Source organism: Acidicapsa dinghuensis (genome assembly GCF_025685685.1).
GTDB lineage: Bacteria > Acidobacteriota > Terriglobia > Terriglobales > Acidobacteriaceae > Acidicapsa > Acidicapsa dinghuensis.
The window spans coordinates 45,483-66,920 of record NZ_JAGSYH010000011.1; the positions used below are offsets into that span (position 1 = coordinate 45,483).

Annotated in this window: 16 protein-coding genes; 10 read left to right on the forward strand and 6 right to left on the reverse strand. The window is 53.0% G+C overall.

Features of this window, described 5'->3' with window-relative positions; all coding sequences use genetic code 11:
* Positions 1 to 81: 81 nt before the first annotated feature.
* The 3 genes from OHL22_RS23920 to OHL22_RS23930 form a co-directional block, all read right to left on the reverse strand.
* On the reverse strand, positions 82 to 696 hold the full coding sequence (locus tag OHL22_RS23920; RefSeq protein ID WP_263342341.1) for an RNA polymerase sigma factor: 615 nt from the start codon (positions 694 to 696) through the stop codon (positions 82 to 84).
* Between the two features lie 252 nt (positions 697 to 948).
* Positions 949 to 1,983 (reverse strand): GlxA family transcriptional regulator, encoded by a 1,035-nt coding sequence (locus OHL22_RS23925; protein WP_263342342.1) that lies wholly within the window; start codon positions 1,981 to 1,983, stop codon positions 949 to 951.
* Between the two features lie 329 nt (positions 1,984 to 2,312).
* Complete coding sequence (locus OHL22_RS23930; protein ID WP_263342343.1) at positions 2,313 to 2,936, reverse strand: response regulator; 624 nt, start codon at positions 2,934 to 2,936, stop codon at positions 2,313 to 2,315.
* A gap of 423 nt (positions 2,937 to 3,359) precedes the next feature.
* Here OHL22_RS23930 and OHL22_RS23935 point away from each other — a divergent pair, with 423 nt between their 5' ends.
* Positions 3,360 to 6,272: a sensor histidine kinase gene (locus tag OHL22_RS23935; protein ID WP_263342344.1), complete on the forward strand. Its 2,913-nt coding sequence runs from the start codon at positions 3,360 to 3,362 to the stop codon at positions 6,270 to 6,272.
* A 134-nt stretch (positions 6,273 to 6,406) separates the two neighbouring features.
* Here the strand turns inward: OHL22_RS23935 and OHL22_RS23940 are convergent, their stop codons facing one another.
* Positions 6,407 to 7,909 (reverse strand): MFS transporter, encoded by a 1,503-nt coding sequence (locus tag OHL22_RS23940; protein ID WP_263342345.1) that lies wholly within the window; start codon positions 7,907 to 7,909, stop codon positions 6,407 to 6,409.
* Positions 7,910 to 8,109: 200 nt separating this feature from the next.
* Between OHL22_RS23940 and OHL22_RS23945 the strand changes: the two genes are divergently transcribed.
* Both OHL22_RS23945 and OHL22_RS23950 read left to right on the forward strand, forming a co-directional pair.
* Positions 8,110 to 8,640: a methylated-DNA--[protein]-cysteine S-methyltransferase gene (locus OHL22_RS23945; protein ID WP_263342346.1), complete on the forward strand. Its 531-nt coding sequence runs from the start codon at positions 8,110 to 8,112 to the stop codon at positions 8,638 to 8,640.
* A 403-nt stretch (positions 8,641 to 9,043) separates the two neighbouring features.
* Positions 9,044 to 10,192, forward strand: coding sequence for an MFS transporter (locus OHL22_RS23950; protein WP_263342404.1), 1,149 nt, complete (start codon positions 9,044 to 9,046; stop codon positions 10,190 to 10,192).
* 99 nt (positions 10,193 to 10,291) lie between these two features.
* Here the strand turns inward: OHL22_RS23950 and OHL22_RS23955 are convergent, their stop codons facing one another.
* Entirely contained in the window at positions 10,292 to 11,182 is an 891-nt protein-coding gene (locus OHL22_RS23955; RefSeq protein WP_263342405.1) for a DNA-3-methyladenine glycosylase family protein, read from the reverse strand.
* 76 nt (positions 11,183 to 11,258) lie between these two features.
* The gene (locus OHL22_RS25180) at positions 11,259 to 11,699 is read right to left on the reverse strand and encodes an ArsR/SmtB family transcription factor (protein WP_377819987.1); all 441 of its coding nucleotides are present in this window, start codon (positions 11,697 to 11,699) and stop codon (positions 11,259 to 11,261) included.
* A gap of 346 nt (positions 11,700 to 12,045) precedes the next feature.
* Between OHL22_RS25180 and OHL22_RS23960 the strand changes: the two genes are divergently transcribed.
* The 7 genes from OHL22_RS23960 (at position 12,046) to OHL22_RS23990 (ending at position 21,336) form a co-directional block, all read left to right on the forward strand.
* Entirely contained in the window at positions 12,046 to 12,741 is a 696-nt protein-coding gene (locus tag OHL22_RS23960) for a cysteine hydrolase (protein ID WP_263342347.1), read from the forward strand.
* A 141-nt stretch (positions 12,742 to 12,882) separates the two neighbouring features.
* Positions 12,883 to 13,752: an SDR family oxidoreductase gene (locus tag OHL22_RS23965; protein WP_263342348.1), complete on the forward strand. Its 870-nt coding sequence runs from the start codon at positions 12,883 to 12,885 to the stop codon at positions 13,750 to 13,752.
* A gap of 45 nt (positions 13,753 to 13,797) precedes the next feature.
* Entirely contained in the window at positions 13,798 to 14,508 is a 711-nt protein-coding gene (locus OHL22_RS23970) for an SDR family NAD(P)-dependent oxidoreductase (RefSeq protein ID WP_263342349.1), read from the forward strand.
* A 44-nt stretch (positions 14,509 to 14,552) separates the two neighbouring features.
* The gene (locus OHL22_RS23975) at positions 14,553 to 15,779 is read left to right on the forward strand and encodes an efflux RND transporter periplasmic adaptor subunit (protein ID WP_263342406.1); all 1,227 of its coding nucleotides are present in this window, start codon (positions 14,553 to 14,555) and stop codon (positions 15,777 to 15,779) included.
* A gap of 8 nt (positions 15,780 to 15,787) precedes the next feature.
* Entirely contained in the window at positions 15,788 to 18,964 is a 3,177-nt protein-coding gene (locus OHL22_RS23980) for an efflux RND transporter permease subunit (RefSeq protein WP_263342350.1), read from the forward strand.
* The gene (locus tag OHL22_RS23985; RefSeq protein ID WP_263342351.1) at positions 18,961 to 20,418 is read left to right on the forward strand and encodes an efflux transporter outer membrane subunit; all 1,458 of its coding nucleotides are present in this window, start codon (positions 18,961 to 18,963) and stop codon (positions 20,416 to 20,418) included. Before OHL22_RS23980 ends, OHL22_RS23985 begins: the two co-directional genes overlap by 4 nt.
* Positions 20,419 to 20,508: 90 nt before the next feature.
* Positions 20,509 to 21,336, forward strand: a complete 828-nt coding sequence (locus tag OHL22_RS23990; protein ID WP_263342352.1) for an isocitrate lyase/PEP mutase family protein — start codon at positions 20,509 to 20,511, stop codon at positions 21,334 to 21,336.
* Positions 21,337 to 21,438: the final 102 nt, after the last annotated feature.

The window sequence follows — 21,438 nt, forward strand, 5'->3', positions numbered from 1 at the left end:
ATCAGCTGGCAGTGCGACCGCAACGATGTCTTGAAGGTAGTGAAAAGTTAAATTCTTTGACACGCTTGCTCAATCGACATCCTAGACCGTCGTGCGCATTGCACGTTGTCGCAGGTTCAGATTCTGAGAAAGCATTTTGCGAGCACGGTGAGAGCGTGTTTTTGCCGCCGGAACTGACAGCCCCTGGAGCTCCGCAACTTCGACCAAAGACAATCCCAGGAACACTTGATTTAACAGAATTTTTCGCAGCTTTGATGGAAGCCGGGCGATCCCACGATATAACCGATTCAACTCGTCTTTTGCAAGATACTGTTGTTCGGGATTTGGAGCACTGGTTGGGAGTTCAGGCCGCGGTAGAGTATCGGAATCCAGGGTTTGCTCTACATGGACTAGCGCCATACGTTTCGATTTTCGCAAGAACAAGAGGCTCTCGTTGATGGCAATGCGCGTGAGCCAAGTGGAAAACGCAGACTGACTTTCGAAGGTGTGCAGTTTGCGTAACACCTTCAAGGAAACCTCCTGAGTCACATCCTCAGCGTCGGCTGCGTTTTGAAGTATTCGATAGGCCATCCGTTGCACCTGGTTGTGGTGTTGGCCTATGAGCTCGCCAAGGGCGCTCCGATCTCCGGATCGCGCCTTCTCAAGCAAATGGCTGGTGATGTCGTTGGCTATTTTGTTCTGATGATGCTGAAACATTGTCACCTCAATTCTGACCTATGAGGCCGTTGACGGGATGATTGCCTCGTATGAACGTCGCTGCAATCTGGATACATTCATTCTTCTTCGCGAAGTGACCTGCCCGCTGATATGAACCTTGTTCTTATCACCAAGCTCGATTCAATACGGAGAAGCCGCAGCCACAACTCAGTTTATTCATCTGATTCTGCAAGCTGATCTCCAACACCTTGATCGTATGCTTTGACAAAATGACACGTGGAGCACAGGACTCTAACCCTGGTATATCTCCGCCTCAATTACGTCGCTAGAACTCAGTTGGCTCGTCGCGATTGAATCCAAGCGCTCTCGGTATTCTTTAGGAGTCATGGACCGTTGTTGTCGAAAAGCACGACGTAACGCCTGTTCGTCGCGAAACCCCGTAAGCCGTGCAATCGCCTTTAGAGGCAGTTCGTGAGCTTCGAGATGTTCACAAACTGCTTCGACGCGAAGCGACTGCACCCAGCGAGCCGGTGTTGTTTTGAATCGCGACTCAAATTGGCGAGCGAATGTGCGCGGTGCCATTGCGACGACGTCCGCTAGAGTACCGACATCTAAAGGGCGGGAAATATGTGTCTTCGCCCAAGCAGGAAGATCACGCATGCGCGTGCCACCGACTTTTGATTGCTGCACGAGTAGGGAACTTTGTTGGGCTTCGTGGCCTGGGCGGCGCATGTACAACAGTAAATCACGCGCAATGGCGCTCGCAGAAGCATGCCCGAGGTCTTCTTCTACAAGCGCTAATGCCATGTCAATGCCAGCCGTAACCCCGGCTGTCGAGTAGATATTTCCATCCTTCACAAAGATCGGTTCTTTCTCGATTCGTAAGCGTGGAAATTGCTTTGCGAGCTTCTCCGCGTAGTGCCAATGTGTCGTGACTCGTTTGCCATCGAGGTATCCCGTGGAAGCGAGCATGAATGTCCCTGAACCCACCGACGCAACACGCCGAACGCGAGCAAGGTTTCTATGAATCCATGCAGCGACATCCGTCGACATCTTGGCAACGGTGTTATCACCACCAATTACGACCATCGTGTCGATAGGGCCGACGTGTTCCGTATATGGAATGCTGCGAATTGATGCGACGCCGTCTGCACCTTGTACCTCTCGCTCGGAGCCTGCCGAAAGAATGCTTGTCGAGTATACCGGTTTGCCATCAATCCTAGGGCTCGCGAACACAGATGTCAGCCCAATGAGATTCAGAAGATCAACCGGCGAATCAACAATGAACGCTACCACCCGCAGACGGTTTGGTATCCAATGCTTCACGAGAAGAAGTTCCTCCCAGCGATCACATGCTATGGAGCGATTCTGCGATATTCATTGTGATTACAAGAACCGGAGAAATCGGGGCCAAATGCCCCCGATTTTTGATAGGTGCGAGCCACGATGTGGATCTCCAGGAAGGGCGCACTCTGGTCTGCCTAAGCACGAGGCCAAGAATAGCTACGGAATGTAGCGCAGCCGGTCAGGTGGGCAACCGTTATGTCACATCGTGACAAGAAACGTGTGGCGATCGATTGTCAATCGTTTCAGTGAAAAATTAAATAAGATAACTCGCGGTCGAATCAAGCGCACTCCACTACTCTGAATGCGTGCTATAGCTGGATAAGTCCGCGTTTGAGCGCAATTGTGACGGCATGCGCGCGATCATTCGCCTGCAACTTGCCTGTCAGGTTCTTTATGTGGAAGTTGACCGTTGCTTCGCCGATGCGCAGTTTGTCGGCAATCTGCTTCGTGCGTAGGCCGTGTTGAATGAGGCTGAGAACTTCGATCTCTCGAGCGGTGAGCTCTTCGTCTACTACAGATTCCGCGAGCAGTACTGCCACCTCTGGAGATATGTACTTCCTCCCCTCATTGACCTTGCGAATGATATTGAGCAGCTCATGATTGGATGTACTCTTCAATACATATCCGACAGCACCGGCCTTCAAAGCACGCTGCGCGTCGTTTTCGAATGTGGTCAACATCATCACTTTTGCTTGAGGAAATTCTCCTCGAATCCGTATAAGAATGTCGATTCCGTTATCGCCTGCCAATCGAACATCCATGAGCGTTAGATCAGGTTTATGCTTGCGAAACTGCTCAAGCGCTTCGGAATAACATTTGGCGTTTGCCACGACCTTCATGTCTGATTCGGCATTGATGATCGTTCGAAGCCCCTCCCAAAACGCCGGGTGGTCTTCAACGCTCAGGATTCGAATTGGCGAAACGTCATGCAAAGATAGTCGGCTCTGGCAGATTTTAAATCATTTTTGGCACGAAATGCCCCATCGAAAAGTGATGTGATGAACGGCGAGGCGGCATGTCTCAGAGCTTAACGAAAGCCGGTTTATTTTCAGATGGGAAGGATCGCCTCAGGCATGCGTCGGCAACTGGACGCCACGGTGCTACGCTATCTCGTGACCGATCTATTTTGTTTGTGCTCTTGAGACTGCGTCGATCACCGGGGAGCTCAAATGCATCCTGTCGAGAGCCGATCTTTTCATTCCATATGTGATCAACATTTCGAGCGCAGAGTGACAAGCGGGCGCCTACGCTTGTTCAGCGAGAGCAAACTCCCGCGACGTGTGCTATCCACGTGCCGACGCCTCGCGATGCTTGTGTGCTTTTTTCTCATGTGGTCGCCATGCTGTCAGGCCCAGGTGAAGTATGGTCAATGGGTTCATACGGCATGGAATGAAAGAGTAGGAGCCCCCGCTCGAATCTCCGATATTACTGAAGATGATGATGGATTTTTATATCTTCTGGCAGATAGCGGCCTATTTCGGTTTGATGGTCTCACTTTTGAACGAATCAAGATTCCCGCATCGGCAGACGTCCCAGGAAATCCGAATCATATGATTCGGATTCACAATGGCGACATTTGGGTCTCTCTGCCTGAAGGTATCGCCGTTGTTCATGAGGGCCGTTTTCAACACCTCATTCCCAAAGGAGAATCGACCCCCAATATCGTCTATCAATTGATGGAAGATCGTCAGAGGAGAATTTGGGCCGCTGCGAGAAACGGCCTTTTCGAATATTTATCTGGACGTTGGCAGGAAGTAGGGGCAAGAGCAGGGTTGCCTGCAGGCAGGATAGTCGCCGTCTTTGAGGATTCAGAAAGAACGACCTGGATTAGCACGGGTACTCAGGTCTATACCCGTGCGATCGGCCAAGATAAGTTTCGTGATAGACACATCGATTGCATCGAAATTCTTCAGTTCTTAGAGGATCCTGCTGGCCGAATATGGGCAGCGGATCTGGGGAAATCTGTACATCCAATCTTCTCGCCTCGGGAGAATGACCCTGTTCTCCATTCGGAAGTTCGTGTTGGTTCCGTCAGGGCGGTGTTTGATGCTCGAGGTGCGCTGTGGGTCACTTCGTTGGGAGACGGCTTGCGCCGGGTCGAACACCCGGAAACCCGGTTCGGTTCCATCAAGGAGTTTTCTCCTAACGGTGAGATCTTTGACGAGCATCAGGGGCTGACGGCAAATGTGATGAGTACGATTTTCTGCGCGCGGAATGGAACGATTTGGACCGGAGGAATCCATGGATTAGATAAGTTTACCCGCTCGCGAATTATCTCTAAATCAAAATCAACTGGAGTGACGAATTTCGGGGCAATGGTAGCGGATACAACGGGTCACGTTTGGTATGTCAGTCAAAATGTATTGGTAGGTCTCTACAGTACACCGAATGGCGTTGAAGAGCACGACCTCAAGCTTACTGTTAGCCCCGGTGGGCGAAAGCCTGCTCCGGTAGAAGCTGCTCCCTACCTCTATACGTTCGTGCCCACGTTCTGCGTGGGCGAGACCCGGGGCATCCTTTGTTTCGACCATGGCCGGGCGCAAATGATCGCTCGACCAGCGGTGATTCCAACCGGGGCCATAGAAAACATCGCGTGGCTCGATCAGAACCATACACTTTGGTTGGTGACGCAGCGCCAAGGCAACTTTTTTTACAAAGGGAAAACCTGGATACCGGTTCCCTCATCTGCGGTTCCACTACCATCGACGCCAACTGCGCAGATAGATGCTCCTGACGGGTCAGAATGGATCGCCTTCGGGGAACGGATGTACAGAGTGGTGGCAGGGAGAGCTGAGATTCTGCCATGGGGTCAACAGCTGAACATCGGGATCATTCGCTCGATCGTTCGCCATGGAAGCCACTATTGGTTTGGCGGGGGTAAGGGGCTCGGATATTACGACGGGAAACGGGTTGTCACGATCTTCAGCGAAGAAGCCAACGGGCTCATCGGCATAAACGGTGTTGAAGAAACGGAAGCAGGAGATCTTTGGCTTGCGGCAGGCCACGGTCTCCTTCGCTTGAAATCCGATGAGGTGCAGCATGCGCTTCAAATCGATCGCTACAAGCCAGCTTATGAGAGTTACGGCCTTCAGGAAGGTTTACCTGACATCGGCGTAGCAAATGAACGGCTCGCATCGAACGGACTACTCTATTTTCTGACAGAGGAAGGCTATGGCTACATTGACACGACCGACGTGCCTGGAGTTACCTCTCTCAAGCCGATTCTACGTGGCATCGAGGCGAATGGCAGGCCTGTTGAATCGGGAGAACAAACGGTACTCGGGCCTGGTGTTTCGAATTTCAAACTGCGTTTTGGCGCGATCGATTTCGATAACCCAGAACATGTTTCTTACAAGTACAAGCTTTCGGGAGTGGACAACGAGTGGCAGCTTGCAGGGACACAACCCGAGGCTGCTTACACTAACCTAGCCCCGGGCCGCTACGACTTTCATGTTCTGACAAAAGATGCAGGCGGCCCATGGAGCAAAGATCGCAGACTGGTATCGATTTATTTGAAGCCAACGTGGTACCAGATGGCTGTAACCAAGATTTTAGCCGGCGTTGTGCTGCTGGCATGTGTCCTCCTGCTTTATCGGTGGCGGCTCCGACTGGCGGAAGAGGCGGTCGCAAGTACATACAGTGCGCGCATGGACGAGCGCTTGCGTATTTCGGCGGACTTTCACGATACGTTCCTGCAAACGATTCAAGGAAGCAAGACTATCGCCGATCATGCCTTGACTAAAGCGGACGATCAGACTGTGATGCGACTGTCGATGGAGCGTCTCTCCTTAAACCTAAAGCAGGCGGTTGAAGAGGGCCGCAAAGCACTGACGACGCTACGCCCCAGCAATAGCATGCGTGAAGGGTTTGCGACGCTCTTACCGGCAATAGCCAAACGAGAGTATGGCACGAAAGATATACGTGTCGATATCAACACTGGAGGCAAGGTGAAACAACTTCATTCCGAAGTATACGAGGAGCTTTTGCTGATCTACAGAGAGGCGATTCGCAATGCATGTTCCCATGCGCAAGCAACTGCGCTTACTGTCACAGTTACATACGGAAAGGTCTTTACTTTGGCCGTCGCTGATAATGGAATCGGAATTTCACGCTTAATCATCGAGTCCGGTAAAGCAAATCATTTTGGACTGGAAAGCATGAAACAACGTGCCGAGTCGGTCGGTGGCAGCTTTCGAATTATCGGCAACCCGGGGTTGGGAACTAAGGTGACCATTGAAATACCCGGGCGCTTCGCCTATCTGGATTAAGGTGCTTGCGGCCTTGCGCTTGGTCTGGCTCTTCAGGACTACACATGACATTTGACTGTATTTCGGCGTGGTTATCTTAGTCACGTCATCTACTGTTGAAGAAGATGTTGGGTGCCGATTTAATATCTATTGACCTACCGCTGAGATCTTGGCCTGATAAGAAACGTCCCAGTCATTGCGCCCAAAAACGCCGAGCCGGCAGCTATCCAGAGCACTGCTCGGTACGCGTGAATAAAGGATAATGCGATTGCTTGTTTTGCTCGTGCATTTGTAGCCGCGATCGCTGCTAGTTGCAACCGGTTCGCCTGAATCTGGTGGACTTCTTCTGTCGACAGGTTGAGCATCGCGAGCCGGCAGTCAAGCGTTCGACTAAACGTCCACACGAGAAGCGTTCCAAACAGTGCGATCGCAACCAGAGAAGCGAGCCTGGATACGCCATTGTTTATTCCGGAAGCGATGCCGGCATGGGACTGTGGAACCGCATTCATCACTGTTGTGGACAACGGAGCTACCGTGATAGTCATTCCAAGGGACATCGTTATCACACCTGGAAAGAACGACGTCCAATAGTCACCGTCCTGTGATGCTATGGCGAAGAAGACGTAGCCCGCCACGGTAATGAACGGACCTATGGTGAGGGGCAGGCGCGCCCCGTATCGTTCCACCAAGCGTCCTGCCCAACGCGACAGAAGAAGCATGATGACCACGAATGGAGAAAACGCCGCACCCGCTTCGGTTGCAGAGTAGTGTTGGACCTGGATTAGATCGAGAGGTGTGAAGAACAGTAGAGCGCCCAACGGAGCATAGACAAAGAACGTCAGCAAATTGGCACCAGCGAATTCTCGTGATCGAAAGAGGCTAAACGGAATCATGGGTGACTCCGCGCGATGTTCGACGACACCAAGCATCCCGAGTGCAAGACATCCGCAAAGAGCGACGCTAACCAAGGTGATGTGGTGGCTTCTCGCAGGCCACTCAATGAGTGCGTAGGTGACGCAGCTCAAACCGATTGTTGTAAGAGCAGCCCCTGGCAAATCGAGAGGGCCATTCGCTGTTTCGTCTCGCACCTCCGGAACGTTTATACAAAGCACCAATACTGCCAGAGCCAGCGGTAGATTGAGGAAGAAGACCCATCGCCAACTTAAATGCTCAATGAGCCACCCACCGGCTATGGGTCCGAGTGCCGTAGTCACTGCGGAGAATCCTGACCAGGTTCCGATTGCTCGCCCTCGAGCATCCTCCGAGAATGTCGCTGTAATCAGCGCCAGGCTCCCGGGAACAAGCAAAGCACCGCCGATACCCTGTATCGCGCGTGCCATGATAAGCCACACAGTGTTCGTTGCCAACCCACACGCCAGGGACGAAATCGCGAAAAGAAGGATGCCGTAAACGTAGATTTTGCGCCGGCCATAACGGTCTCCTAATGAGCCGCCAACGAGAAGAAGCGACGCCAAAGTGAGGGCATAAGCCTCTACGACCCATTGCACGACGGTGATATTTGCGCTAAAGGCGTTTTGAAGAGATGGTAACGCGAGGTTCACCACCGTCCCATCGAGAAAAACCATGCCCGAACCAAGAACGGTTGCGATCAGGACAACACGCCCCGTTCGGGTGGTCGATAGCGGAATTCCCAACATGAAGACTCTCAAGGTTTTGATTCCCACCCAAACTGGTTGGTTCCACGTTAAGTAAGTTCAAAACACACGTAGATCACGAATGAGAACAACTCAAGTGCTCGTGGCAGAAAATGCACCATTATTGTCGTTTCTTGCCCGGTCGCTCGTACATCCAACTCGTGATTGAAAAGCATCATCGATCAGAATCGGGAGGATCATCAATGAGCCTGTCGTACAAATTGGTTTCTTCACCCATCGGAATACTGAAACTAGTCGCAAGCGATGAAGGACTAGTTGCGGTCTTGTGGGAGAGAGACGATCCACGGCGCGTGCGGCTCTCAGAGCTTGCCGAATGCCCCGAGCATCCTATTCTGGTTAGCGCGGAGAAAGAACTAAAGGAATACTTTGCCGGGACGAGAGATGCCTTCACAATACCGCTCGACATGAGAGGGACCGATTTTCAAAAGCAAGTATGGGAAGCGTTACTCGGTATCCCTTTTGGCGAAACTCGAACCTACGGTCAACTTGCAAACCTTCTTGGAAACCCAAAAGCCACACGGGCCGTGGGCGCAGCGAACGGTCGAAACCCTCTAGCTATCCTTGTGCCTTGCCATCGCGTGATTGGATTCTCTGGCAAGCTCACGGGGTTCGCAGGTGGGCTGGACGCAAAAGCGCATCTTCTCAGGCTTGAAGGGCGCGATGTTTCGTTGTTCGGGAGGGGAAGCGGATACTTGACTCAGAGTCCAAATTGACCTGCGAATCGTCAGTCCTGCTGGCGAGGGTCTCCGACACGTATCACGCATTGACGGAAGAGGTCTTCTGTGGAGCAACAGGTCGGAGTCGCTCGACCATGTCCTCAGAAAGTTTTGGAAGGGCCAAGTCCGGGTGAAAGTGCGCGCCGATGAAGTTTGGAAAGACTGCCTGTTGTGTTTCGTCAGGGTTGTTGAGGCTCGCTGCTTCGCTCATGCAATAGATTAGCCCGATCAGCGAATCGATGAGGAGCATCATCGATAGTCAAACACATATGGGGCAAACGCGACGATATGGCAGGATTTGCCTCTTTTTTGTCGGCGTGACGCTCAACCAAAGAGCATCAAAAGCCTGGTTCGTTCGGAGGTTGAGATGGATCGTCGACTATTGGTCTTGGCACTCGGGATGTTTGCTCTAGGAACAGACAGCTTTGTTGTGGCCGGTGTTTTGCCTGAGATATCGCGGTTTTTCCACATAAGTATCGGTGCTGCGGGTCAAATGACGACAGCATATGCCATCACCTACGCATTACTTGCGCCTCTCATCGCGGCAGTCGCGGCACATATTCCACGCAAGACGATGCTGCTCACTGGTCTCGGCGTATTTGTGATTGCCAACCTGGTCACTGCCGAGGCGCCGAGTTTCGCCGTTGCTATGGCGAGCCGCATCTTGGCCGGCGTGGGCGCCGCAATGTTTGCCCCGACAGCCACGGGTGCTGCTGCGATGATAGTTCCTGCTGAACGGCGCGGATACGCGCTGTCGATCGTAATTGCTGGCTTAACCGCTGCCACCGCGCTTGGTACCCCAATAGGTGCCGCCATCGGAGTGTTAGGCGATTGGCGTTGGACTATGGTTTTTGTGTCAGGGCTCGCAGCTGTATCTGCATTGGGTGTAGGTCTGATGTTGGCGAATGTGCCGTTACCGCCCAAGGTAACACTCGCAAAAAGGATCGGTCCGGCGGGAGATCCGCGCGTCGCATTAACGCTGTTGACCACATGGCTTTACCAGAGTGGCCAGTTCGTCGCATACACGTATTTGACAGTCGTTTTCGACAGAGCGATAGGACACAACAATGCGATGGTAGCGGTGTTGCTGGTTGCGTTTGGCGTCGCCGGTACCGTGAGCAACTTGATCGTAGGTCGATTGGCGGACCAGATGGGCAATCGCAAGTTGATCGTCATAGGGCTCATCGTTCTTGTTCTGGTTCTCGGCTCCCTCTCGTGGGCTGGCGGCAGCCTCTGGACGGCCGTTCCTGCACTCGTAATATGGGGTGCTGTCGGTTGGGGGCTTCTTGCACCTCAGCAACACCGCCTGGTAGCAGTTGCGCCTCAGACCGCGCCAGTCGTGCTAGGCCTGAATACTTCTTTCACCTACTTAGGGATCACAACTGCCGGTGTTATTGGAGCCTTCGGCATCTCAGTGTTGGGTGCGCATCATTTGGGCTATTTAGGAGCGGTTCTGGTATTAGTTGCGCTGGGCGTCGCCGAATTGGCTAGTTGGCGCATCTATGTTTCGCACACAACTCGAACGATCACGAACTTGGAAGTTGCATAATTTATCGCTGTTGTCGTTGCTCATAACAATGCTTGATGCTCAAACAAAGGCCTCGCAAGCAATCGCTTCGAGGCCTTTGTCGTTATTCAAACAACTAACCTAAGAAACATTTTCAATCTGAGTCTTCTTGAGATCCGCAAAATTTTTCCATAAGGCGACTGCTGCATAGCCGCGCCACGGTCGAACGGCATCAATGTTTATTTCGGGATGACGCTTAAGTTCCTGCTTTAATGCGTAGTCCGTAGTGGGAAACGCGTCGTTATCACCAAAGCCTCGCATAGCCACATACTCAGCCGTCCATGCTCCAATTCCAGCGATATTACACAATACTCTTCGCAACTCATTCGGAGAGTCCATCGCGGTTCGATCTAAAGCGCCTCCGTCAATGGTGCGAGCGAGCTCCCGAATAGTGGATTTCCTCTGCTCGGAGGTCCGGACACTCGACAAATCTGCGTCGAGGATTTGTTTGACTGAGGGAAAGAGAAAAATCGATTCGGAGGTTTTGGGATGTAGTGCAACGGTCCCCGCTGCTTGCACCAGTTCCTTCGTCAGCATACGCCCAAATTGCAAAGAGACCACCTGGCCAAGTACAGCCGCAAACATCGTCTCGAAGGAACTCCACGAACGTGCCAGTCGTAGACCTGGATACTGTGCCCAAAGCTTCGAAAGAAAACCGTCGCCCTTCATCGCTTTTCGAAGGACGATTGGATTCGCGTCGAGATCAAACATTTTTCGTACTGCTATCGACACCTTATTCGCATCTTCTTCAGTTCCATTCCAAACCGAAAGAGCGAGTGCTCGCCACGTACTGTGCCTCTCGACACGGAACCAGCCTAGCCCGTGTCGCGTGGAGATCACGCGCTCATATCCTGAATCGTCCACCATCTCGACATATGGAAGCTTGTGGGCTCGAAAGAAGACGAGCATAGCCTCCCAATCATAAGGAGGGGAGAATGGCAACTCACAGGTTTGTAGTGGCACACTTTGCATGGCGTGTGAATGTCGTACACTTCGAATGCCGGTTAGGGAGGTGGATCGATCCGCGCTCACAGTCCCGGCGTCCTCATCATCGAGTGTTATCGGCTGGACGCGCGCGTTGCAAGTCACCAGCGTGGGCTCCTGTCGCTCGTGAGTAGCTTCTGGATGCACGGCCCACCTGTGTGAGCCTCCTCAGATACCTCAAGTAGGCCTCCAGTCTCTCAAGAACTACCCTGTAATACACACCCTGACCTATTCTCCGAGATCCGATCAAGCCGGCATCTGACAGTACTTTCAGATGATGCGAGACAGTCGAAGCGCGAACAGGAGTATCCAAGCAGATGTCGCCGCATCTCATCTCGTTCATTTCGACAATGTGTCTGTAGATTGTGAAACGAACAGGATCGCCAAGCACCCTTGAAATTTGTAGCGCGTCCACTTCCTGGATCGACTTCATGACAATCGTCCCAAATCTTAGAATTTCACGGCACATACATATTGCACGCTTTCGTTCTATTTCGACGCCCATATTGCGGCCAAGTCTCAAAGTTGCGATGTAGATGTCTGAATGAAGGGCCGTGCGCCTTTATCCCACGAACCCTACATAAAATGACCTTTGCTGGATCTGCAGCGCGAGCGTTATCACCTCTCTAAAATCTGCATGTCCACTGCGGTTTTCGACAAAAGGTACTGTTCGACAGAATTGACAAACGATCGAAATGTTCGGACACTCGAATACCACGTTTGCATACGTCAAGGCTTACAACGCGTGGCAGAATTTGCCTCTTTTATGTCAATCCCTTCGTTTTCGATACGCGTCAAAATGTCCATAGCGCGTAGACATTCCTTCGTAATGCACGCGCCCGGAGGTTCGGATGTTCAGGTTCACCCATCGCAATCCCGAGATGCAGATCGTCAAGCAGCACACTGCGTTGGTGGTCGTAGATATGCAAAACGAATTTTTCAAACCAGCCAAGGGCACCTATTACGAACTGATCGAGGATTCGCTTAAGAAATACAACGTGGCGGAAAACACCGAGACACTTTTGAAGACCGCGCAGGATCTGGGCTATTACATCCTACATTCGCCGCATTGGTACTATCCGAGTGATCTTCAATGGAATGTGCCTCCTGGAGCAATTGGCCACTATCTCATTGGAATTGGTTTCTGCGGCCGCAAGGATCCGGTCGATTTAGAGGGCTTCAAGGATTCTCGCTCGGACTACTACGAACCCTTCAAAAAGTACCTAATGGACGGGCACACTTGTAATTGCTCACCACACAAGCACTTTGGGACCATCGCCAACGACATGATTAAGCAACTGCACATGCGCCGCGTTCAAAAGGTAATCATGGCGGGTCCAGCCGGGAACATCTGTTTCGAATCACATGTCCGCGACCTCATCGAAACGGGGATGGAAGTTGCTGTAGTACGCGACGCGATTGGGGGGGCAGTAAATGATGAAGGCGACGGGTACGCAGCCGCGATCACTAACTTCCGTTTCATGTGCAATGCCTTGTGGACAACCGAAGAAGCAGTGGGCCGGATGAAGGCTGCGGCATCTGCGTAAAGCGCCTCCCCGATTCGTCAGTATCTCTGCAACCCATACGTGATTTTCCCCATATCAACAGCGCCCACTTTGTGGGCGATTGCCCCTGTTGCACTCAAAATCCGGCATTCACTCCGCCATAACGTTAAAAAGGAGCTCAAAGTGAGCAAGACAATTTTGATTACTGGCACTTCAAACGGCTTCGGTAAAGATGCGGCCAAGACACTCACCGAGGCCGGATATCAGGTCTTCGCAACTATGCGGGATATGAATGGCCGTAATCGCTCTGCGGCTGATGAACTGCGATCAAAGAACATCGAAGTGCTTGAACTCGATGTCACACAGGACGCGAGCGTCAATGTGGCTTTCGAGGAACTCTACAGCAAGACTGACGGGAAGCTAGACGTCCTGATCAACAATGCAGGCTTGTTCGCACATGGAATCTCAGAGACATATACCCCTGAGCAGGTCCGCGAGATGTTCGACGTGAATGTATTCGGAATTCAGCGCGTTACCCGCGCCGCATTACCCTCCATGCGCAAGCGGAAATCGGGATTGATTGTCAACATCGGATCGATTCTGGGGCGCGTGACTATCCCATTTATCGGACTGTATGGGGCGTCAAAGTTTGCAGTTGAAGCACTCACCGAAAGCTATCGCTATGAGCTCTCACAACTGGGTGTCGACGTTGTTCTCATTCAGCCAAGCGCCTATCCAACCGGGTTGTACGCGGCTACGCAGCAAGCCGCAGACGCGGACCGCGCGGCAGAATACGGCGAGATTGCAACTCTTCCAGGCGTGTTTGCAGACTTTCTGAAAGGGACTTTCAGCAGTGCGGATGCACCTGATTCGCACGACATTGCGAAGGCACTCGTAGAACTGATCGGAACTCCTGCCGGCAGACGCCCCGATCGCGTCCTTGTTGGCGCCGGATATGGCGCCGACGCGGTGAACGCCGTAGTCAAGCCCATTCAGGCTGAAATGATCCGCGGTATTGGATTCGACAAGCTGCAGACACTGAACGTTCAGTAGCTCCCGTCCCGATGTGCTCCAACAAAACTGTAATGAGGTGCTCATATGAATACTGATCGGAAAGTACTGGTTGTGACGGGTGCGTCACAGGGCTTGGGCGAAGGCTTCGTCAATGCCTATCGGGAACGGGGATGGAGCGTGGTGGGAAACTCACGTTCGATTAAGGCGTCCGATGATTCCGATTACATCACGGTGCCTGGCGATGTGGGCGATCCCGAAATCGCTAGAAGAGTAGTCAATACCGCGCTGGACCGCTTTGGGCGTGTCGATACGTTGATCAATAATGCCGGCATCTGGCGGCCTGGTCCAATTGGCTCAATCACTGAAGAGTTGTATAGACGAGTGATGGCGACGAATGTCGACAGTGTATTCTTCGCTACCCAGACTGCAGTGCCGGCGATGCAAATGCAGGGCGGAGGGCATATCGTGCAAGTCCTGACGAGCCTTGTCGAGCACGCTGTGCAAGGCGTGCCGGCGGTACTCGCCTCTCTGTCGAAAGGGGCTTGCGCCGCAGCGACCCGTGGTCTTGCTATGGAACTCGCACACGACAATATACGGGTGAATGCAGTGTCCCTCGGGATTATTCGAACGCCACTCCATGAACCTGAATCGCTGGAATCGAAGAAGTCCTTCGCTCCGCTGAATCGTTATGGCGAGGTCTCGGACGTTGTTCGAGCGGTCCTCTATCTCGAGGACTCCAATTTCGTGACAGGCGAAATCTCGTATGTGGACGGCGGACGGACCGCCGGTCATTGAACAAGTCGAAGGGAACCCACACGCGGGAGAAAACCATGGGGATCATGTTAAACAGAGGCCAAAAACAGTCTGCCGGTAGTGGCGGTCAAACTAGACGCACACTCAGACCTTATGCAGGTGTCACGGCTTTAATTCTCGTTTCCACAGTAGCCGCAGTTGTAGGACCGAAGTTGTTCAAAGACTCAAGGGTTCGTGCCGCGGGGAATGCAACACCGTTGGTCACTGTGAGTCAGCCTTTCCCAAAAGATATTCACGGTCGCATGCAGTTCCTGGGTCAATTCTCGGCTGTGGATCGCGTCGATCTCCGCGCGCAGGTTGGCGGGACGCTTACTTACATCGGCTTCAAGGATGGAGATGTTGTTCGAAGTGGCGCGCTTCTGTTCACCATCGATCCCACACCATACCAGATCAAGTTCGACGAAGGGACTGCTCAAGTAGCGCGCGCTCGAGCACGGCTAGAGCTTGCTACCACTGAACTGGCACGCGCACAAACGCTACGGAAAACCGATGCCGGAACGGTAGAGAACGTAGAACAACGTTCTGCGGAACTGAGATCGGCTCAAGCTGCACTTGACGAGGCGGAAACGCTAGTGCGCGACGCGAAATTCGATCTGGATCACACACACGTCTACGCACCTTTCACTGGACGTATGGGCACTCATCTCGTTTCGGTTGGCAATCTCGTATTGGGCAATCGCGGCGGCGGAAGCGCGCCGACTCTTCTCGCCACGATCGTATCGATCAATCCCATTTATCTAAACTTCGACATGAGCGAGGCCGACTACCTCAACTTCGAACGGGAGCGGGCGGCGAAGAGAGTCGCTCTCGCTAACAAAGTCGAAATCGCGCTCAGTGATGAGAGCCGTTTCGCACGGCAAGGTATCTTGGATTTCCTCGACAATACGTTTGATAGATCGAGTGGAACCATTCATGCTCGTGCGACTGTACCTAACTCAGATCTGCTTCTGACCCCGGGTGCTTTTGGCAGGGTACGCCTAAACCTTGTCCCCGAAAGACAAGTGCTGCTGGTGCCCGATGCTGCTGTGAGTGCGGATCAGACCGACCGCATGGTATTGACTGTCGGCTCTGACGAAGTAGTCAAGGCGATAAAAGTGCAGATCGGCGAGCTCAGGTATGGTCTGCGCGTGGTGTATTCCGGCCTTTCTGCTTCGCAGCGGGTGATCATCGCCGGGCCCCCTGTTCTGCCAGGAACAAAAGTCTCCGTTAAAGAAGGAACGATCAATCCTGGGCCGGATGAAGGGGGTATTTAAGACTTGCCATGAAGCTCTCCCATTTTTTCATCGAACATCCGCGCTTTGCCATAGTTCTTAACATATTCATTGTTTTGGGTGGGCTGGCAACGATGCTGACGTTGCCTATTGCGCAATACCCGAACATTGTCCCGCCAACGATCAAGGTCACAACACTTTACCCCGGCGCGTCTGCGGACGTTATTGCCCGCACTGTCGCAACGCCTCTTGAGCAGGCGATCAATGGCGTGGAGGGTATGGAATACATCACCAGCCAGTCCACAGGCAACGGGCAACTTACGATCACAGTGATCTTCAAAATCGGAAGTGACGCCGATACGGATCTATTTCGCACCAACACACGAGTTCAGAACACGCTCTCACGCCTCCCGGAAGAAGTCCAGCTTCAAGGAGTACAGGTAAAGAAAACCATTGATGATCTGCTGCTGGGTGTGCACGTGTATTCGCCGGATGGCTCTCGTTCTCCCGAATACCTTTCCAATTACATGATCCACATCCGGGATGAAATTGCCCGTCTTCCCGGCGTCGCGGATTTTCAACTGTTCGGCGACCGCCAATACGCGATGCGCATCTGGATTGATCCAGACAAGGCCGCTGCTTACAACCTCAGCGCAAGCGATATTCTTGCAGCGCTTCGCGCGCAGAATGCGCAGGTATCCGCTGGTCTCCTGAATCAGCCGCCTGTGACGACGAAAGGCGCCTATCAAATCAACATCGAGGCGTTAGGTCGCCTCAGTACACCTGCGCAGTTCGAGGATGTGATTCTGAAGTCGGATGGGGAGGGGCGCATCACCAGAATTCGCGATGTTGGCCGTGCCGAAATTGGATCCACAGACTACGGCTCGGTTGCTTACGTGGATAGACATCCGGCTGCCCCTTTCTTCGTCGTCCCAACACCAGAAGCCAATGTAGTAGATCTTGAGCACGCGATTTGGAAGAAGATGGCGGAGCTCAGAAAAACGTTCCCGCCTGGCGTTGACTATCTGGACATTTACGACCCCAGTACCTTCGTCAGTCAGTCGATCCATGAGGTGGCAGTTACCGTTGTCATTGCGATTCTCCTCGTCATTTGTGTTGTTTTCCTCTTTTTACAGAGTTGGAGAGCAACGATTATTCCCGTCATCGCAATTCCGGTTTCTTTGATCGGCGCGTTCTCGATATTGACGATCTTCGGCGGATCTATCAACAACCTGTCGCTGTTCGGCTTGGTCCTCGCAGTTGGCATCGTTGTTGATGATGCGATTGTTGTGGTCGAAAATGTCGAGCGCAATATGACACAGGGCATGTCGCCTCGCGAAGCCGCCCACGAAACGATGACAGAGGTGTCGGCCGCGCTCATTGCGATTGCGCTGACGTTGTGTGCGGTCTTCGTTCCCGTCGCATTCATTTCTGGCATCCCTGGTCTGTTCTTTAAGCAGTTCGCTATGACGATCGCAGGCTCGACGATCATATCGTGCTTCGTGTCGCTTACTCTTAGTCCCGCATTGTGTGCAATTCTTCTTAAGCCGCACCCGGCGGGAGATATGCATTGCGCTCCTACTGACTTAGCCAAAATTCTCCATCCCTTTTTCTGCCGTTTTAACAAGGCCTTCGAGTGGCTATCCAACAACTATGGCGCAATGACAAGCCGCTTCGTCCGAGTAACTGGCGTCATGTTTTTGATCTACCTCTGCTTCATCGGGTTTACCGGCTTCCAAATGTCACGAATGAGTACGGGCTTTATTCCCCAACAGGACATCGGTTATCTCGCTGTTGTGGCCCAACTGCCTCCGGGGTCTAGCCTGGCCAGAACTGATGAGGTGCTTCGCGAGGTAAATGAGATTACGCTCGATACTCCGGGAGGACGGCACACTTCGCCGGTGGCCGGGCTCGATGTGACGACAAATACTATTGCCCCAAACGTCGGTACTGTGTTCACCTCGTTGCCCTCGCTCTATGGCGAGCATATGAAGGGGGTCAACGCTGCGAGTATGGTGGCTACTCTTCGGAAGAAATTCGCAGATTTCAAAGACGCCAACATCCTTGTCGTTAATCCACCTGCAGTGAAGGGACTTGGATCCGCCGGTGGCTTCAAAATGATGCTCGAAGATCGTGCTGGAGTCGGACCGCAAGCTCTTGCCGCCGCCACGAACAAACTTGTAGCGGCCGCCAGGAAAGATCCATCGTTCGCTGCCGTCTTTACGCTCTACAACGCAGGCTCGCCGAGTGTTTATGCGGATATCGATCGTGAAAAGGCGGAAAAGGTCGGCCTCTCGACGCAAGACGTGTTCTCAACTCTCGAGCTGTACATGGGCTCGCAATACGTGAACGATTTCAACTTCATTGGGCGCACTTTTCCAGTATTCGTGCAAGGAGATCAGCGGTTCCGCCAAACATCGGAGGAAATCTCGCGGCTCAAGGTTCGCAATGCGAGCGGTGAAATGGTACCGATCAGTACAGTTGCATCGTTTCAAGGCAGGACCAGCCCCTATCGCGTGCCACGCTACAACCTCTACCCCGCCTCTGAAGTGATGGGCGAAGCTGCGCCCGGTGTTTCGTCGGGAGCCGCGTTGAAACGCATCGAAGAGCTCGCCGCGGAAAACCTTCCTCCCGGCATAACCTTCGAGTGGACCGATCTTGCATATCAACAGGCGAAGAAAGGTATTCCAACAGGAGCGATCTTCGGCGCTTCTGCACTCTTCGTGTTCCTTGTGCTAACCGCGCAATACGAAAGCTGGAAGATCCCATTGGCGATCGTGTTGATTGTTCCAATGTGTCTGCTGGCGGCATGTACAGGCCTCAACCTTCGAGCGATGCCGATTGACATCCTTGCACAAATCGGGTTCGTCGTTTTACTCGGGCTAGCTGCTAAGAATGCCATTCTGATCGTAGAGTTTGCCAAACAGCGCCAAGATCACGACAGAGTCAACGCGCAAGAAGCTGCGGTGCACGCAGCACATGTTCGTCTCCGTCCAATTCTAATGACTTCCTTTGCATTTATTGCTGGTGTGGCTCCTCTCGCAGTTGCGCATGGAGCAGGGGCAGAGATGCGGCAGTCCCTGGGTACTACAGTGTTCTTCGGAATGCTAGGTGTAACCATCTTTGGTCTCCTATTCACCCCGGCCTTCTACGCACTCGTACGCAGAACCAAAAGGAGCGGGCAAACGGTCTACGAACTTGTTGGAGAGACTGGGGGGAGAGTATGACCCACAAATCCAGATTCTTCGCAAGAGTAAGCCTAGGCGCCTTACTGCTTGGCCTGCTGCTTCAGGGCTGCTCAGTGGGTCCCAAATATACGGCTCCGTCTCTACCAGGCGCAGCTCTGGCTCCCTTTCATAACAATGTGGAAACTTCAATCAGCGATAACAACTTCGCTACACCTCTCGACCAATGGTGGACTGGGTTTAACGATCCGATGCTGGTAACGATCGTGCAGCGAGCTTTGACTCAGAACCTCGATTTAGCGGCATCGCTTGAACGGGTTAATCAGGCGCGTGCTGTTGCTGCGGGGGCTGGCGCGAGACTTTATCCCTCAGGTGAACTCGACGCATCCGAGGCTGCAGAACATCAGAGCCTGGAAGGAAACTTGGGCACGATCTCTCGCCAGGTCCCCACCTTCAGACGCAACATTCATGAATACACAATAGGGCCGGCAGCAAGTTGGGAAATCGATGTGGCCGGTGGCATTCGTCACAATGCAGCGGGAGCGCAGGATGAAGTACAGGCCGCTGAGGCGGACCGGATTGGAACGCGAATTATTGTCGCGGCTGAATCAGCAGATGCGTACCTTTTGGTTCGTGGCGATCAGGCAAGAATTGTCGTTGCGAAAAACCAGATTGAGACGGATGAACACCTGCTGAAACTGGTGCAGAACAGGTATGAAGCTGGCGCTGCGACCCGACGTGAGATCGCGCAGGCGGAAGCCCTTTTGGACCAGGCTCGTTCCACGATTCCAGTACTCCAACTGGAATTGGAGAAACAACTCAACCGCTTGGATGTTCTCATGGGCCAGCAGCCTGGCACTTATGCTCATGAACTCGAGATTGTCGCGCCAATACCGTCTATTCCTCGTATTGTCAGCCAGACACCCATTGACGTTCTGCGCCGTCGCCCCGACATCATAGCGGCAGAGCGACGGCTCGCAGCCTCGAATGAGCGAATTGGCATAGCTGTCGCTGAGTATTATCCCAAGATTTCTCTCGCGGGTGTTCTTGGTTTCGATAGCTTGAACTCCGGGACCTTGTTCACTGGCGGTGGCTTTCAATCGGCTGCTGTGGCTGGTTTGCGGTGGAGACTGTTTGATTTTGGTCGAGTCGATGCCGAGGTCAAACAAGCCCGCGGTGCAAACGCTGAAGCCCTGGTGAATTATCGGCAGACCGTTTTAAAAGCTGCGGAGGACGTTGAAAACGCCATTGCCTTGCTTACTGAGACTCAGGCATATAGCGTGCAAGTTCAAGCCGAGGTGCAGTCTTTGACGTGGGCTCGTGATCTCTCGCAAGAGGCGTATCGGGCTGGCTCGATCACGCTCACTGACGTTTTAGATGCAGATCGTGAGCTACTTACAGCACAGGATCAGTTGGATGCTAGTCGGGCGGATGAGGCACGCGCAGCTGTTGTGGTATTCAGGTCGTTTGGTGGTGGTTGGCAGCCTTCGAATTAGGCTACCTACTGATCAGTTTTACCTGCGCGTATTAGGTCTCTGCCAGATCGGTGCCGACGTTTTTCTCTGAATTATTAAAGGAGATGAGTAATGAAGAAGTCACAATCGGAGCTCTATGAGCGCTTCTTGAATCTTCACTTGCAACCCAACGGCTTTGTGATGCCGAATGCATGGGATGGCCTCTCTTCCTTGTTATTAAAGGATGCCGGGTTCCAGGCTCTAGGTACCTCATCGGCGGCACTCGCATTCGCGCTCGGCCGCCTAGATGGACGCCATGCTATCAGCCGCGAAGAACATCTTGCGCACGCTGTTCTTCTGAATGCTGTTAGCGATCTGCCTATCAACGGCGACTTTGAAGATGGGTACGGTGAAACTCCTGACGATGTCACAGGAACTGTCGAAGCCGCTATTGCTGCTGGACTTGCAGGAATCGGCATCGAAGATACATCGGGCAATCCTGACAAGCCGATTCGTGACTTCGACGATGCCGTTGCTCGTGTTGCCGCTGCAGCCAAGGTTGCTAAGGGGCGCATTGTTCTCACTGGCCGAACGGACAACTATATTCAGGGCAATCCGGATCTCCAGGACACAATCAAGCGGCTCACGGCATTCGCCGAGGTCGGCGCCGATGTGCTCTACGCCCCTTATCCCAACAACATGTCCGATGTTGCAGCAATTGTGAAGGCGGTAGCTCCTAAACCCGTCAATGTCATTGTTGGCACCATGGAAGGGCCTGTATCAGTGGCCGAGCTCCAAAAGACCGGCGTGAAGCGTATCAGCATGGGGGTAGCGCTTTACACGCGCGTTATGGCCGATCTGAAGGTCGCAGCCAGGCAGCTTGCCGATGGCGACACAGCGACTTCCTCCGAAGGTCTGAGCTTCAGAGAAGCGGTCAACCTGCTCAAGCCCCTCAATTGAATCAGGCTCTGCCAGGATAGGTAGTACTTTTCGCGTCCTCCAGATGGGGGCTCAGAATCTGGCGGTCGCAGAGGAAGGAAGAAGCCTTCATGCGCCGGCTGG

Coding starts and splice junctions, on each gene's coding strand:
- OHL22_RS23980 (WP_263342350.1), top strand. CDS start 15,788: ATGAAGCTCTCCCATTTTTTCATCGAACATCCGCGCTTTGCCATAGTT.
- OHL22_RS23985 (WP_263342351.1), top strand. CDS start 18,961: ATGACCCACAAATCCAGATTCTTCGCAAGAGTAAGCCTAGGCGCCTTA.
- OHL22_RS23940 (WP_263342345.1), bottom strand. CDS start 7,909: ATGTTGGGAATTCCGCTATCGACCACCCGAACGGGGCGTGTTGTCCTG.
- OHL22_RS23945 (WP_263342346.1), top strand. CDS start 8,110: ATGAGCCTGTCGTACAAATTGGTTTCTTCACCCATCGGAATACTGAAA.
- OHL22_RS23990 (WP_263342352.1), top strand. CDS start 20,509: ATGAAGAAGTCACAATCGGAGCTCTATGAGCGCTTCTTGAATCTTCAC.
- OHL22_RS23920 (WP_263342341.1), bottom strand. CDS start 696: ATGTTTCAGCATCATCAGAACAAAATAGCCAACGACATCACCAGCCAT.
- OHL22_RS23955 (WP_263342405.1), bottom strand. CDS start 11,182: ATGCAAAGTGTGCCACTACAAACCTGTGAGTTGCCATTCTCCCCTCCT.
- OHL22_RS23960 (WP_263342347.1), top strand. CDS start 12,046: ATGTTCAGGTTCACCCATCGCAATCCCGAGATGCAGATCGTCAAGCAG.
- OHL22_RS23950 (WP_263342404.1), top strand. CDS start 9,044: ATGTTTGCTCTAGGAACAGACAGCTTTGTTGTGGCCGGTGTTTTGCCT.
- OHL22_RS25180 (WP_377819987.1), bottom strand. CDS start 11,699: ATGGGCGTCGAAATAGAACGAAAGCGTGCAATATGTATGTGCCGTGAA.
- OHL22_RS23975 (WP_263342406.1), top strand. CDS start 14,553: ATGTTAAACAGAGGCCAAAAACAGTCTGCCGGTAGTGGCGGTCAAACT.
- OHL22_RS23970 (WP_263342349.1), top strand. CDS start 13,798: ATGAATACTGATCGGAAAGTACTGGTTGTGACGGGTGCGTCACAGGGC.